The following is a 12327-nucleotide window of genomic DNA, read 5'->3' on the forward strand; positions in this document are numbered from 1 at the left end:
TTCACGACAGAGCTGCCGGCGAACGTCAGAAGGCCGGCAGCAGCTTCGGGCTTTAGGAATGCCTTACCAAGTTAGGTCGTCCTGTCCGGCTGCGCAATCACGCAAGAGTGACATCAGCTTTCGTCGATCGGACAGGCGTCCCCGATCTCGCGGAACTGTCCGGGCGTCATCCCCGTGACCCGCCGGAACGCCGTGGTGAACGAACTCGCCGAGCAGTACCCCACGCTCCGGGCCACCTCCGCGACGCTGAGACCGTGACTGAGCATCGCCACCGCGTACTGCGCCCGCGCCGTGGCGATCCACCGGCTGAACCCCAGTCCGGTCTCCGCCTCGAAGGTCCGGGTGACCGTCCTGGTGCTCACGCCCAGTCGCCGCGCCCAGCCCGCCAGGGTGGTCTGGTCCGCCGGGTTGCGGCGCACCGCCGCCACGACGGGCGCGATCAGCGGCGAGGTCGGCATCTGCAGGACCAGTTCCCGGTCGGACGGGGTGATCACGTCGAGGACCATCTGCTCGGTGAGGCGGTGGGACGCCGCGGGGAGGTCGTCGTCGATGAGGCGGACCAGCAGCAGGTGCAGCAGCGGGGTGAGTTCCACCGCCACCGGGCCCGGCGCCAGGGCCGGGGTCTCCAGGGAGAAGTGCACCGCCCGCTGCCGCGAGCCCGCCGGCGTCCGGCCGGTGTGCGGGGTGCCCGCCGGAATCCACAGTGCGACCCGGCCGGTGACCGTCCAGGCGCGTCGACCGATGAACGCGGTGCCCGCCCCGGTCTCGTTCCACAGCAGTTCGTGGGTCGGATGGGAGTGCTCCTCCCAGTGGGTGTCCCGGTCGAAGAACTCGTCGTTGCCGAACGCGAGGACAGGGAAGGTCAGCTCCCCCGCCCCGTACATCGGCAGGCGGCGGGTCTCGGCGGTGTCCATCGGCCCCACCTTAGACGGACGGGCAATCGGACCGCCATGCCTCACACGTTGCTGAAACCTCACGGATATGGGCAGGACAGTGCCCGTAAAGTCGAGCACGCAGCGCGCCACGACCATCCTCACCGGGGTTTCCTGCTCGATTCAACGGACCACACACGCCCCCACGCCCCCGGCCATACACGACACAAGAGCGCGCGCCCGTCTCCGGCAACCGGACCCGATGCGCCCGGGTCAGCCCTCCACGAGCAGCTCATGGGAGCGCCGCCGGTCGACCGGGTCGGCGATGAGGTCCTGGACCATGACCTCGGTCGCGCCAGTCTCCGCCACCATCTGCTCCAGGGTGCCCCGCACCGTCCCGGGTGACCCGGCGACGAACCGGGGCCACCGGCCGTCGACGATGCCGGTCGGCTCATCCCGCTGTCCCGGCGTCATCTCCGCCAGCGCATCCTCGGGGGCGGGGACGGTGACCAACCCGGCGGCCCGGCCCGCCCGCCCCAGTCGCGCGTAGTAGCCCTTCGCCGAGGCGACCAGCCGGGCAGCGTCCTCGTCGGTCTCCCCGACTGTCACATTGACGGCGAGCATCGGGGACGCCGTCTCCGGTCCGAACGCAGCGGGCCGGAACGAGGACCGGTAGGCCGTCAACGCCTCGACCGCCTGCGTCGGGTTGATGAAACCGGCGAAGGTGTAGCCGATACCGAGGGCGCCGGCGAGTCCGGCACTGCCCGGGCTGGAGCCGAGCAGCCAGGGCTCCGGACGGGACGGGACCGACGGGATGAGCTGATTGCCGGCGAAGGGGTGACCGTCGGGGAAGGCGTCGAACAGCCACGCGATCACCTCTGTGACCTGGGCGCCGTGGTCGACCTGGACCGGGTGCTGCCGGTTGAGCTGCATCGCCAGATCGACGACGGGCCCGCCACCGGCCCGGCCCATGCCCAGGTCGATACGCCCCGGGGCGAGGGCCTCGAGCTCCTGGTACATCTCGGCGACCTTGAACGGACTGTAGTGGTTCATCAGCACCGCACCGGACCCCAGGCGGATCCGGGAGGTCCGCTGCGCGGCGGCGGCGATGAGAAGTTCGGGGTGGTGGCTGGCCCCGGACCGGCTGAGGTGGTGTTCGGCGAACCAGATGCGGTGGTAGCCGTGCTCTTCGGCGTGCACGGCGGTGGCGAGGGCATCGGACAGGGCGTCCGATTCGGTGGTCCCCGGGGCGACGGTCCCGAGGTCGACGATGGACAGTGGCAGTTCAGTCAGGTCGGGCAGGTCATTCTGTGCAGGCACGGTGAGTCCTCCTTCTGGCGGATGTCTCACCCACCGAGGCTAGCTGCTCTGTCCGGGGGGCGGGAATGCCCACACTGCAGGTCTTCTGCCTTACGGGTCTTTAGGATAGGCTCACCATTTATGATTTCGACTCCGATATCCCCGACCCGGCGCGCCGTCACCCGTGCCACCACCGTCCTCGCCGCCCTCAGCCTCACCGGCGGACTGCTCACCGCCTGCGGTGACAGCGACGACAGTGCAGACAACGACAGCAACAGCAGCTCCACCGGCGCCGCGGCCACCCCGGTCTCCGTCACCCACGCCATGGGCACGACCGAGATCCCCGCCGACCCGGACAAGATCGTCAGCTTCTCCAGCGCCTTCACCGACGCCTTCAGCGCCCTCGGCGACCCGGTGGACGTCGAATTCCGCTCCGACTACTACCACGGCGCCGCGCCCTGGGAGAACGGCGATTCGGGCGAGGTCGTCAGCTCGCCGACGGCCGGGACCCCCGACGTCGAGAAGATCGCCCAGCAGGATCCGGACGTCATCTTCGCCGGGTATGTCCCGGACAAGGCGACCTACGACCGCCTCAACCAGATCGCCCCCACCGTCGCCACCGTCGGCGGCTCCACCCAGACCGATGACTGGCGGGAGGCCACGACCATCGCCGGCGAGGTACTCGGCAAGAAGGACGAGGCGGAGAAACTCGTCGCCGACGCCGACAAGGCCATCTCCGACACGACCGCGAAGTACCCGGCCCTGAAGGGTGCCACCGGCGCCTTCGGCCAGATCAGCGACCGCGGACTCGCCGTGGTCACCGGCGACAAGGACCCCGCCAACCGGTTCCTCACCGACCTCGGCATCGTCATCCCCGACAACATCAGGGCCGCCAGCCAGGACGGCGCCCGCGCCTTCATCTCCGAGGAGAACACCGACCTGCTGAACACGGACATGCTGTTCATGTGGCCGGTCGGCGTCCCGGCCTCGGATGTGCCGGCGAAGGTCAAGGGCTGGCAGGATCTCACCGCCGTGAAGGACGGCACCGCCTTCCTCGCCGACGACGAGGCCGCCCGCGCGCTCGGGACGCCGACGATCCTGGCGGTCAGGTGGGCGCTGGACAAGCTCGACCCCACCTTCTCCGCGCTGCAGGACGCGAAGTAACTGCAGCGCTACCGGCGGCGCATCCGGGCGGCCGTCACCCGGCCGATCAGGCGCACGACCAGCAGATAGGGGATCCGGGTGAACCGCTTCGAGTACCAGGAGAACACCGCCACCGCGTCCGGGGTGATGACCACCCGGCGCGCCTCGATCCCCTTCACCGCCCGGCGGGCGATCGTCGGCGCGGTCAGCCAGGTGCGACCGAGCAGGATCCGGGCGAAGGCGTCCGCCGCAGCGTCGTCACCGGTGAGCGAGTCGGCGAGACCGGAGCGGAAGAACTGGGGGCAGATCACCGAGGTGGTGATGCCGTCGGCGCGCAGTTCCGCGTCGAGGGTCTCCCCCAGTGCGACCGTCGCCGCCTTCGTGGCGTTGTAGGTCGCCATCGACGGTGCGTGGACGAGTCCGGCCAGCGAGGCGGTGAGCACGACCCGGCCACCCCGGCCGAGCTTCGGCACCATGGCCCGGACGCCCCGGACCGCGCCGAGGACGTTGATGTCCAGGGCCTGCTGCCAGGTCGCCACCGAGGTCTCGGTCACCCGGCCGCCGACGGCGATGCCGGCGTTGCTCACCAGGATGTCGAGCCGGTCGGTCTCCGCCGCGACGGCGGCCCAGTCGTCCTCACTGGTGACGTCGAGCCGACGGTAGGACCAGTCGCCGCCCAGTGCGGTGACCGTCTCCGGGGCCTCGTCGTGGAGGTCGGTGAGGGTCACCCGGTCCCCCTTGGCCAGGAACTCCGTGGCGAGGGCGAGACCCAGTCCGGACGCGGCCCCGGTGACGAGCACGTGGCGGGGTCCGGCGGTGTCGCGGTTGCGGCGCAGCATCAGTTCGTCACCTCCGCCGCACGGTGGCGGGCGGTCGACTGCCGGCCCGCCTGCTGATCCGCCTGCTGGTCCGCCTGCTCTTCCCGGGCAGCCCACACCCCGAACAGGAAGCGCTGGTACTGGCCGGCGAACTCGACCGGGTAGTCGAGCTGCGGCATGTGGCCGCTGCCCTCGACGACGACGGCCTCCTCCACCTCGATCTTGGCCAGGGCCGACCGGAAGTCCCGGTAGGGCAGGATCATGTCCCGGTCACCCCAGACCACCATGACCGGGATCCGGCCACCGGCCACGCGGTTGAACCGGTCCAGCAGATCACGGCACCGGTCCTCCCGGATGCCCAGCGGGGTTCCCAGGTGGCGGACCATCCGGTAGTAGGTGCGGGCACGGCCCGGGTGGGCGGCCACGGTGCCGGCGACGGCGAGACGCCGGGCGGTCACCGAGCCGCGGCGCCGCAGGATGACGTGCTCCACCGGCTGATAGACCGCCCGCAGCCGGGTGGTGGCCGCGTTGAGCAGGCCGAGTCCGGGGACGGCGAGCAGGCGCAGCAGCGGGGTCACCCCGGTACCGAATCCGGCCGAGTCGACCAGGGCCACGCTGGCGACCTCATCGGGACGCTGCGCCGTCATCTCCATCGACAGGGCCCCGCCGAGCGAGTTGCCGACCAGGTGGACGGCGGTCTCACCCAGGGCGTCCAGCGTCTTCCAGAGCAGCGCGGCGGTGTCGGGGACGGTGACCCGGTCCGCCGGGTCGCTGAGGCCGAAGCCGGGGATGTCGACGGCGATCCAGCGGGTCTCGTCGCCGAGCAGGGCCGCCTGATCGTCCCAGTCCTCCAGCGAGCGGCCGATGCCGTGGATCATCACCACGGCCCCGGTGCCGGGCGTGCCGGTGCCGCCGCACCGGACGCGGATCCGCTTCCCGTCGACGGTGACGGTCCGGGTGTCCGGCAGGCCGGTCAGGTCCGTCTCCCGGTAGGGGCCGTCGGCCCGCACGACCTGCACGGCAGGGGCAGCCGAGCCGGTGGCGCCGGCCAGGGCAAGTGCCCGGTCGCCGACGGCCATGTCCTCGGTCTGGTCGCCGCGGGCGAGTTCCGGGAGTTCCGAGAGGTAGTTCTGGGTGTAGCGCCACGGGGAGCTCTCACCCTGGGTCGGGAACTGTCCGATACCGCGTCTGACGTAACCGGCCTCGAAGTCGAGGAGGGGCAGGTCGTGCCGGCCGGCCGGCTGCACCGGGGCGTAGAAGTCCTCACCGCGCTTCCACAGCCGGACCATGTAGCGGGAGACCATGTCCGCGCGCAGTGTCCAGGAGGCGTTGATGTAGCCGACGGTGAAGCTGAAGTTCGGCAGACCGGCGAGCATGATCCCCCGGTAGAACACCTGGTCCGGGAGGTCCAGCGGGGTGCCGTCGACGCTCAGCGTGCCGCCGCCGAACGCCTGCATCTCCAGCCCGGTGGCCGTGACGATGATGTCGGCGGGGAGGGTCTCCCCCGAGCTCACCCGGACGCCGTCGGCGGTGAACCGGTCGATGGTGTCCGTCACGACGGTCGCGGTGCGCTGCAGGGCGGTGAAGATGTCGCCGCCGGGGGCCTTGCACACCCGCTGGTCCCACGGCCGGTAGGTCGGGGTGAAGTGCTCGTCGATCTGGTCGGTGGACAGGTAGGGGCGCTGCAGGGTCCGCAGTGCCTTCCGGAAGAGCCACGGGGCGTGCTGCGCGACGGCGTACTGGGCCATGTCGCGGGTCGCGTGGTTCAGCCGCGCCACCCGGTGGGCGGCCTTCGCCGGCAGCAGCCGCTTCCAGACGGCGCTGATGACGTCAACCTCGGGCAACGGGGCGACGAAGCTGGGGCTGCGCTGCAGCATGGTGACGGTCGCCCCGAGTTTCTCGAGGGCGGGGACCAGGGTCACCGCGGTGGCCCCGGATCCGATGACCACGATGCGGGCCCCCTTGCAGTCCAGGTCCTCCGGCCACTGCTGCGGGTGGATGATCTGTCCGGTGAAGTCCTCCTCACCGGGGAAGTGCGGGCGGTGGCCGCGGTCGTGGGCGTAGTAGCCGGAGGCGTAGTGGACGCGCCGCGCCCAGATGGTGCGTTCCCCGTCGGCGGTGACGGCGGTGACGGCGTAGAGGTTGCGGTCGGTGCGCCAGTCGGAGTCCCGGATCCAGGAGCCGGGCCGGAACCGGTCGAGGGCGCCGCAGTCGCGGGCGACGTCCCGGATGTACTCCTTGATGTCGTCCCCCTGTCCGAGGGTGCCCTTGTGCGGCCAGGGGTGGAAGGGGAAGCCGAAGGTGGCCATGTCCGAGTCCGAGCGGATGCCCGGGTAGCGGAAGGTGTGCCAGGTTCCGCCGAGGTCGTCGTGGGTGTCGTGGATCTCCCACGACCAGTCGGGGAAGTTCTCGTTGACGTGGTGGGCGAGGTCGATGCCGGAGAGTCCGGCGCCGACGATGAGCAGGTCGAGCGGATGCTCCTGCGTTCCGGTGGATGTGGTCATGTCGGCAGAATAGTTACGTTTCGACAATATTGTTCCGGAACGGTCATTCCAGTCCATCGGATTTGCGTCCGGCGCCCGCCCGCGCCCGCTACGCTGACACTCCATGAGCACAGCGAGCGCCCCGTCTCCCGCCCCGTCCACCGGCCTGCCCACCCTCACCGTCACCGGCGGTGGCGACAGCACCGCCGGCGACGGCGACGCCGGCCCCCGCACCGCCCACGTCCACCTCAACCGGCCGGACAAACTCAACTCGCTGACCCTCCCCGTCCTCGACGAACTCATCAGGATCGCCCACCGGATCCGGGCGGACCGCACCATCCGCGCCGTGATCATCGCCGGCGAGGGCCGGTCCTTCAGCGCCGGACTCGACTTCGCCTCCGCGATGAAGTCCCCCACCGCACTCGGTGCCGCGTTCCTGCCGCGGCCGTGGCGGGGCACCAACACCTTCCAGGAGGCGTGCTGGGCGTTCCGGCGGCTCCCCGTCCCGGTCATCGCGGTCGTCCACGGCCACTGCTACGGCGGCGGGCTGCAGCTGGCCCTCGCCGCCGACTGGCGCATCACCACCGCGGACGCCGAGTGGAGCATCCTCGAGGCAAAGTGGGGTCTCATCCCCGACATGTCCGGCATGCAGTCCCTGTCCCAGCAGCTGCGCGCCGACGTGCTCAAGCGGCTCACGATGACCGGCGAGACCTTCGACGGTGCCCGCGCGGTGAAGTACGGGGTGGCCAGCGAGGTCGTCGGGTCCGGGGAGAACGGCCGGAAGGCCGCCCTCGCCGCCGCGGACGAGCTCGTCGCCCAGATCGCCGGCCGCTCCCCGGACGCCGCCGCCTACGGCAAGCATCTCGTCGACGAGACCTGGAACCACGGCCCCCGCGCCACCTTCGCCCTGGAGCGGCTCCGGCAACTGCGGCTGCTCGTGGCGTCCAACACGAAGGCCGCGCAGCGGGCGGCGGCGAAGAAGGTGGCGCCGGTGTTCCGGCGGCGCAACGTGCGGTGACCGCACGCGGTTCCGCCCCGCTACAATCGCAGTCCATGGAGAAACAACGTCGCCGGGCCGGGCGACCGGCCCGGACGTCGCTGGCGGAACTGGTGGAGGCCGCGACCGCACTGGGACTGAAGGACTTCACCCTCGGCGGTGTCGCCGCCCGGGCAGGAATCGCCGAAGCCACCGTGTACAACTACATCTCCGGCCGGGACGACCTCTACCGGAAAGCGTGCGACCGGCTCACAGGGACGCTCTCCCTCGACTCGGACGCCACCACCTGGGCCGGCTTCATCGACGACGTCAGTGCCCGGGCCGTCGACCTCGCCGCCGCCCACCCGGGACTCGCCCCCTACCTCTTCTACGGCCCCTACGAGCCGGAGGCGGTGCGGATCTACACCGCCATGGTCGACCGGGTACGGGCACTGCGCCCCGGGACCACGCCGAACCAGGCCTACCTGCTGGCCTCCCGCCCGTTCCTCGGCAGCCTGTACTTCGCCGCGGCCCCGAAGTTCGCCCGCGCCGACGGCTGGCTGCGCCGGGCGATGATGCACGGCATGGAGCGCCGGCTCACCGCCGGGGACCTGCCGGACATCGATCCGGCGCTGGACGGCGACTGGACCACGCTGCTGCGCCCGCCAGAGGACTGACGCAGCAGGCTGACACAGCGGACTGACGGTCAGCTGTCCGACGGGCCCTCCCACGTCACCGGGGAGTGCGACAGCAGTGCCGGGTCGGCCAGGGCGTCCGGCCCGATCGAGGACCCGATCCACGCCCGCGCCGCCGCGGCCTTCTCCCGGTAGGACGCCCCGGGCAGCTGCCGCAGTGTCACCGCCCCGTCGCGTTTCGCCAGCCGCTGCCCGGTCGGTCCGAGCACCAGCGGGACGTGCACGTACTCCACCTCCGGCAGGTCGAGCAGGTGTGCGAGGTACGCCTGCCGCGGGGCGGAGTCCAGCAGGTCGTCACCGCGGACGACCTGGTCCACCCCGGCCAGGGTGTCATCGACGACGACGGCGAGGTTGTAGGCGTAGCCGCTGTCCCCGTCCTGACCGGCCCCGCGTCCGCCGCGACGCAGCACCATGTCGTCGACCGGGCCGGTGAACCGCCCGTCGGTGGCGCGGTCGCTGAACCGCTCCCGCACCGTCCACTGCGCCACCCCGGCGCGCAGCCGCAGCGCCGGGACCCGCCCCTCGGCGGCGAGTTCCTCCCGCTTCCGTTCACGCTGATCCGCCGACAGGTTCCGGCAGGTGCCCGGATAGGTGCCGGGGACGGCGTGCGGGGCCTGCGGGGCGCGGGCGGCGTCCCGGATGTCGCGGCGGGAGCAGTAGCACTCGTAGACCAGCCCCTCGTCGGCGAGCCGTTCGAGGGCGACCGCGTACCGGTCGACGGTCTCCGACTGGCGGGCGACCACCCCGTCCCAGGTCACGCCGACGGCCTCGAGGTCCTCCAGCTGGCGGTCGGCGGAGAGCGCTGAGGACCGCTGGGCGTCGATGTCGTCGATGCGCAGCACGAAGCCGCGTCCGGTCGCCCGCGCCCACACCTGGGCGAGGACCGCGGTCCGCAGATTGCCGAGGTGGAGGTCCCCGCTGGGGCTGGGGGCGTAGCGGCCGTTACCGGGTCGGGAGGCAGGTATCACCCGTCCAGGGTAGCCCGGCGCCGTGACACCGACGGGGCCGCCGGCACCCGCGTAGCGTTGGAGCCGGACACACCAGCCGAATTCTCGCCCAGGGAGGCGCCGACATGGCACAGGACACCAACGAACCGCAGGACTTCGCCGGACTCTTCGACATGCTGCGTGGTCTGCGCGGCGACTTCGCCGCCGCACGTCGCCAGGCCGCCGGGGACGGCCGGCGGGACACCGGCAAGGGCGGGCACGATGTCCGCGCCGCGGTCCTCGGCCTGCTGGCCGAGAGCCCGAAGCACGGTGCCCAGCTCATCCGGGACATCGCCGACCGCAGCACCGACGGCTGGCAGCCCGCCGCCGCGGAGGTCTACCCGACCCTCCAGCTCCTCGTCGACGAGGGCCTGGCCACCGTCGCCGAGGACGACGGCCGCCGGACCTACACGCTCACCGAGGCCGGACGCGACGAAGCCACCGCCGACGACGACAGCACCGGGGACGACGGCGAGGGAACGTGCGGCCGGTTCGCTCCGTTGACCCAGTTCGCCCAGTTCGCCGGCGACCACGGTGACCTGCCGAAGGCCGGTCTCAAGCTCGGCCAGGCGGTGCGCCAGGTCGCCGTCGGCGGGGATGCGGCACAGACCGACCGGGTCGTCGCCCTGCTCGACGAGACCCGCCGGAAGGTCTACGCGATCCTCGCCGAGGACAGCTCTGACAGCTCCGGCAGCACCGACGACGACAGTGACGGCAACGGCGGCGACAGCGACGGCACCGCAGTCGACCCGTCGACCCGCGGGTGACCGACCGCCCCACCGCGCGCTCCGGTCGGCTCCGGGCGCGTGCCCGCTACCGGCGCATCCTGGCCTTCGGGCTGCGCATGATGCTGCAGACCTGGTGGTTCGACCTCGTCCTGCCCCGGCTCGGCCTGCGCGCCTGGAGCCGCCGCGGCCAGACCGCCCGCCTGACCCGCTCGGCCGCCCGGTTCCGCCGGCTCGCCACCGACCTCGGCGGCCTGATGATCAAGGTCGGCCAGTTCATGTCCACCCGCATCGACATGCTGCCCACCGAGGTCACCGACCAGCTCGCCGCCCTGCAGGACGCCGTCCCCGCCGCCCCCTTCGACCGGGTGCGGGCCCAGGCCGAGGCCGACCTGGGCATGCCGCTGGACCGGGCATTCTCCTCCTTCAACGCCGAGCCGATCGCCGCGGCCTCCCTCGGGCAGGCCTACCGCGCCCGCCTCACCACGCGGGACGCCACCGCGGTCGGCTACACCGACGTCGTCGTCAAGGTGCAGCGTCCGGGTATCGCCGAGATCGTCGACGTCGACCTCGCCGCGCTGCGGAAGATCGCCGGCTGGCTGTCCCGGCTGTCCTTCGTCTCCGACCGCGCCGACGTGCCCGCCCTCATCGAGGAATTCGCCCGCACCAGCCACGAGGAGATCGACTACCTCCACGAGGCCGCCGAGGCGGAGCGGTTCAGCGGGGAGTTCGGGGCGGCGTCCGAGGCGGCGTCCGGACGCCGTGACGGGGCCGGCGTGCCCTGCCGTGCCCCGCAGGTCGTCTGGGAGCGCAGCACCCGGCGCGTGCTGACCCTGCAGGACGTCACCGCGGTGAAGATCAACGACGTCGCCGCACTGCGTGATCTGGGGATCGACCCGTCGGCGGTCGCCGGGGCGCTGGCGGAGAGCATGTTCACGCAGCTGTTCGACAACGGCCACTTCCACGCCGACCCGCACCCGGGCAACATCTTCGTCACCCCGGGGCTGGAGCGCGGGGCGTTTTCGCTGACCTTCATCGATTTCGGGATGACCGGCACCATCGACGACACACTGCGCCGCGGCCTGACCGATCTCGTCATCGCGGTCGGTACCCGGGACGGCAAGGGCATGGTCGACGCGATGGCGGGGCTGGGCGTCCTGCTGCCGTCGGCGGACGCCACGGTGCTGGCCGAGGCGATGACCGAACTGTTCGACCGGTTCGGCGGGATGGCCGTCGCCGACCTGCAGCACGTCGACCCGGCGGAGTTCGAGGAGTTCGCCCACCGGTTCCGCGACGTCATCCGGACGATGCCCTTCCAGCTGCCGGAGAACTTCCTGCTGATCATGCGGGCGGTCTCGATGCTGTCGGGCCTGTGCTCCACCCTGGACCCGCAGTTCAACATCTGGGAGTCCGTCACACCCTTCGCCACCCGGCTGATCCGGGACCGGGCCGGCGACTCGGCGACGCAGGTCGCCCGGCGGGCGGTGAGCTCGGTGGCGGCGACCGCGAAGACCGTGGTCGCCCTGCCCGGACGCCTCGACCACGTCATCACCGTCGTCGAGGACGGCGACCTGTCGGTCAACACCCCGCAGGTCGAGCACCAGCTCAAGCGGCTGGAACGGGCGGCGGTGCGGGTCGTCGCCGCGATCGTGTTCGTCGGGCTGGTGGTCGGCGGTGCGGTGCTGCGCGGATCGGCCGGGGCCGGGGACTCGTGGAGCACCGCGGCGAACGTGGTGGGCATCGTGATGATGGGGTGCTCCGCACTGCCGCTGCTCTACGCGGTGTTCGGTGGGCGCCGCGTCCGGTGACCTCCGGGCGACGGCACCCGGGTGCGCGTCGAGGGGGTGGTCTCGCACACCGGGACCAACCTGTGGTCGCGCACCCGGATCAGTCCACGGTGACCGCGTCCCCGACACGGATGACGTCGCCGGTGCCCGCAGTGTCCGCGACCGCTCCAGTGCCGGGCGCCGCCAGACCGGTCACGTCGTCGGAGGCCATGGGCAGCAGGAGGACGCCGAGTGTCGGCTCCACCTGGCCCACCTCCGTCGTCAGGACCTTCAGCAGGTTCGCGTCGCGCACGCCGGTGTCCGGGTTCGCGGTGACCGCCATGCAGCGCACGATGGTCTTCTGCGCGGTGAGCCGGACATCCCCCACCGTCAGGTCCGCCCCGTGGGTGGCCCAGTCCGTCTCCGACCACGCAGCCGCCCCGTCAATGATGACATTGGAGCGGACCCGGCGGTCGTCCGGCTGGACAGTCAACTCCTCGCACGGCTGCGGCGTGAACCCCTTGACCGGGTAACGGTAGAGGGAGGTGACCCGGGGCACGGCGG

General features: G+C 71.7%; 11 protein-coding genes. 5 read left to right on the plus strand and 6 right to left on the minus strand.

Features of this window, described 5'->3' with window-relative positions:
* Positions 1 to 113 precede the first annotated feature (113 nt).
* Positions 114 to 914, minus strand: a complete 801-nt coding sequence (locus tag FSW06_RS07940; protein WP_010121137.1) for a helix-turn-helix transcriptional regulator — start codon at positions 912 to 914, stop codon at positions 114 to 116.
* 231 nt (positions 915 to 1145) lie between these two features.
* Positions 1146 to 2192: an MsnO8 family LLM class oxidoreductase gene (locus FSW06_RS07945; RefSeq protein ID WP_010121139.1), complete on the minus strand. Its 1047-nt coding sequence runs from the start codon at positions 2190 to 2192 to the stop codon at positions 1146 to 1148.
* Positions 2193 to 2312: 120 nt separating this feature from the next.
* Here FSW06_RS07945 and FSW06_RS07950 point away from each other — a divergent pair, with 120 nt between their 5' ends.
* Positions 2313 to 3335, plus strand: coding sequence for an ABC transporter substrate-binding protein (locus tag FSW06_RS07950; RefSeq protein WP_010121141.1), 1023 nt, complete (start codon positions 2313 to 2315; stop codon positions 3333 to 3335).
* A gap of 8 nt (positions 3336 to 3343) precedes the next feature.
* Here the strand turns inward: FSW06_RS07950 and FSW06_RS07955 are convergent, their stop codons facing one another.
* Complete coding sequence (locus FSW06_RS07955; RefSeq protein ID WP_010121143.1) at positions 3344 to 4153, minus strand: SDR family NAD(P)-dependent oxidoreductase; 810 nt, start codon at positions 4151 to 4153, stop codon at positions 3344 to 3346.
* The gene (locus FSW06_RS07960) at positions 4153 to 6636 is read right to left on the minus strand and encodes an alpha/beta fold hydrolase (RefSeq protein WP_010121144.1); all 2484 of its coding nucleotides are present in this window, start codon (positions 6634 to 6636) and stop codon (positions 4153 to 4155) included. Before FSW06_RS07960 ends, FSW06_RS07955 begins: the two co-directional genes overlap by 1 nt.
* Positions 6637 to 6739: 103 nt before the next feature.
* Here FSW06_RS07960 and FSW06_RS07965 point away from each other — a divergent pair, with 103 nt between their 5' ends.
* The gene (locus tag FSW06_RS07965; protein ID WP_010121145.1) at positions 6740 to 7633 is read left to right on the plus strand and encodes a crotonase/enoyl-CoA hydratase family protein; all 894 of its coding nucleotides are present in this window, start codon (positions 6740 to 6742) and stop codon (positions 7631 to 7633) included.
* 35 nt (positions 7634 to 7668) lie between these two features.
* Positions 7669 to 8268: a TetR/AcrR family transcriptional regulator gene (locus tag FSW06_RS07970; RefSeq protein WP_139024506.1), complete on the plus strand. Its 600-nt coding sequence runs from the start codon at positions 7669 to 7671 to the stop codon at positions 8266 to 8268.
* A gap of 29 nt (positions 8269 to 8297) precedes the next feature.
* Here FSW06_RS07970 and gluQRS read toward each other — a convergent pair whose 3' ends face one another.
* On the minus strand, positions 8298 to 9254 hold the full coding sequence (gluQRS, locus tag FSW06_RS07975; RefSeq protein ID WP_010121147.1) for a tRNA glutamyl-Q(34) synthetase GluQRS: 957 nt from the start codon (positions 9252 to 9254) through the stop codon (positions 8298 to 8300).
* A gap of 104 nt (positions 9255 to 9358) precedes the next feature.
* Between gluQRS and FSW06_RS07980 the strand changes: the two genes are divergently transcribed.
* The gene (locus tag FSW06_RS07980) at positions 9359 to 10039 is read left to right on the plus strand and encodes a PadR family transcriptional regulator (RefSeq protein ID WP_010121148.1); all 681 of its coding nucleotides are present in this window, start codon (positions 9359 to 9361) and stop codon (positions 10037 to 10039) included.
* Positions 10036 to 11805, plus strand: a complete 1770-nt coding sequence (locus FSW06_RS07985) for an ABC1 kinase family protein (RefSeq protein WP_010121150.1) — start codon at positions 10036 to 10038, stop codon at positions 11803 to 11805. The genes FSW06_RS07980 and FSW06_RS07985 overlap by 4 nt, the downstream gene beginning before the upstream one ends.
* Before the next feature lie 79 nt (positions 11806 to 11884).
* On the opposite strand, the gene FSW06_RS07990 is transcribed toward FSW06_RS07985, so the two are convergent.
* Positions 11885 to 12322 (minus strand): MOSC domain-containing protein, encoded by a 438-nt coding sequence (locus FSW06_RS07990; RefSeq protein WP_010121152.1) that lies wholly within the window; start codon positions 12320 to 12322, stop codon positions 11885 to 11887.
* Positions 12323 to 12327 lie beyond the last annotated feature (5 nt).

The sequence above is a fragment of the Corynebacterium nuruki S6-4 genome (assembly GCF_007970465.1).
GTDB classification, from domain to species: domain Bacteria; phylum Actinomycetota; class Actinomycetes; order Mycobacteriales; family Mycobacteriaceae; genus Corynebacterium; species Corynebacterium nuruki.

What these genes read in the sequence shown, in the direction of transcription:
- FSW06_RS07940 (WP_010121137.1), bottom strand. Translation starts at nt 914, where the DNA reads ATGGACACCGCCGAGACCCGCCGCCTGCCGATGTACGGGGCGGGGGAG.
- FSW06_RS07950 (WP_010121141.1), top strand. Translation starts at nt 2,313, where the DNA reads ATGATTTCGACTCCGATATCCCCGACCCGGCGCGCCGTCACCCGTGCC.
- FSW06_RS07955 (WP_010121143.1), bottom strand. Translation starts at nt 4,153, where the DNA reads ATGCTGCGCCGCAACCGCGACACCGCCGGACCCCGCCACGTGCTCGTC.
- FSW06_RS07960 (WP_010121144.1), bottom strand. Translation starts at nt 6,636, where the DNA reads ATGACCACATCCACCGGAACGCAGGAGCATCCGCTCGACCTGCTCATC.
- FSW06_RS07965 (WP_010121145.1), top strand. Translation starts at nt 6,740, where the DNA reads ATGAGCACAGCGAGCGCCCCGTCTCCCGCCCCGTCCACCGGCCTGCCC.
- FSW06_RS07970 (WP_139024506.1), top strand. Translation starts at nt 7,669, where the DNA reads ATGGAGAAACAACGTCGCCGGGCCGGGCGACCGGCCCGGACGTCGCTG.
- FSW06_RS07980 (WP_010121148.1), top strand. Translation starts at nt 9,359, where the DNA reads ATGGCACAGGACACCAACGAACCGCAGGACTTCGCCGGACTCTTCGAC.